Source organism: Arenimonas sp. (assembly GCF_019459675.1).
Lineage (GTDB): Bacteria > Pseudomonadota > Gammaproteobacteria > Xanthomonadales > Xanthomonadaceae > Arenimonas.
Genome location: NZ_JAIBFH010000070.1, coordinates 1 through 1505 on the forward strand (window position 1 = coordinate 1; position 1505 = coordinate 1505).

The following is a 1505-nucleotide window of genomic DNA, read 5'->3' on the forward strand; positions in this document are numbered from 1 at the left end:
CGGCACCCAGAAGCGCTTAACCCCGGCGGCCGGCCCCCGCGGGGGCCGGTTCCGGGCTAGCCCCGGCCGTACAAACCGAGGATAATTTCGAAAAGCCGGGGCGACCTCCGGCTTTTTGCATGTCTGGGCCCTGGAAAGGGCCAGGCGCCCGTCGCCCCGCCATTCCATTTTTTTCCGGAGTCAGGTCATGGGTCAGTCGGTAGTGGTGCTGGGCGCGCAGTGGGGCGACGAGGGCAAGGGCAAGATCGTCGACCTGCTCACCGAAGACATTGGCGCCGTCGTGCGCTTCCAGGGCGGCCACAACGCCGGCCATACGCTGGTGATCAACGGCAAGAAGACCGTGCTGCACCTGATCCCCTCGGGCATCCTGCGCGCGGACGCGCTGTGCCTGATCGGCAACGGCGTGGTGCTGAGCCCGGCGGCCCTGAAAAAGGAAATCGCCGAGCTTGAAGCCAACGGTGTCGAGGTGCGCTCGCGCCTGAAGATCAGTCCGGCCACGCCGCTGATCATGCCTTACCACATCGCCCTGGATCAGGCCCGCGAGAAGGCCGCCGGCGGCGGTGCCATCGGCACCACCGGCCGCGGCATCGGTCCGGCCTACGAAGACAAGGTGGCGCGCCGCGGCATCCGCGTGGCCGACCTGAGCTACCCGAAAGAGCTGGCCGAAAAACTGCGCATCACGATGGATTACCACAACTTCGTGCTGACCAAGTACCTGGGCGTGGAAGCGGTGGACTTCCAGAAGACCCTGGACGAGGCGCTGGAGTTCGGCGCCTACGTCGAGCCGATGAAGGCCGACGTGGCCGGCATCCTGCACGAGCTGCGCAAGCAGGGTAAGCGCGTGATGTTCGAAGGCGCGCAGGGCTCGCTGCTCGACATCGACCACGGCACCTATCCCTACGTCACCTCGTCCAACACCACGGTGGGCGGCGCCATGGCCGGTACCGGCGTTGGCGCCGATGCCATCGACTACGTGCTGGGCATTGCCAAGGCCTACGCCACGCGCGTGGGCGGCGGCCCGTTCCCGACCGAGTTGAACGACGCCACCGGTGAACTGATCCGCCAGAAGGGCGCCGAGTTCGGCGCCACCACCGGCCGGCCGCGTCGCTGCGGCTGGATCGACATCGTGGCGCTCAAGCGCGCGGTGGCCATCAACGGCATCTCGGGCCTGTGCATTACCAAGCTCGACATCCTCGACGGCATGCCCAGCCTGAAGATGTGCATCGCCTACCAGTACCGCGGCAAGCGCACCGAGTACGCGCCGCTGGACGCGGCGGGCTGGGACGAGTGCGAACCGGTGTACCTAGAGTTCCCGGGCTGGGAAGAAACCACCGCCGGCATCACCGAGTGGGACAAGCTGCCGCCGGCGGCGCGTGCCTACCTGCGCGCGCTGGAAGAGCTGGTGGGCTGCCCGCTGGCCATCGTGTCCACCGGGCCGGGTCGCGAGGCGACCATGGTGCTGCAGGACCCGTTCGCCTGAACCCTGCGGGGGGGGGGGGGGCGCG

Annotated in this window: 1 protein-coding gene; it reads left to right on the forward strand. The window is 68.1% G+C overall.

Features of this window, described 5'->3' with window-relative positions; genetic code table 11:
• Positions 1–187: 187 nt before the first annotated feature.
• Positions 188–1480, forward strand: a complete 1293-nt coding sequence (locus K0M70_RS02745; protein WP_290778957.1) for an adenylosuccinate synthase — start codon at positions 188–190, stop codon at positions 1478–1480.
• Positions 1481–1505 lie beyond the last annotated feature (25 nt).

Excerpts from the sequence above, each read along its gene's own strand:
- K0M70_RS02745 (WP_290778957.1), top strand. The coding sequence starts at position 188 with ATGGGTCAGTCGGTAGTGGTGCTGGGCGCGCAGTGGGGCGACGAGGGC.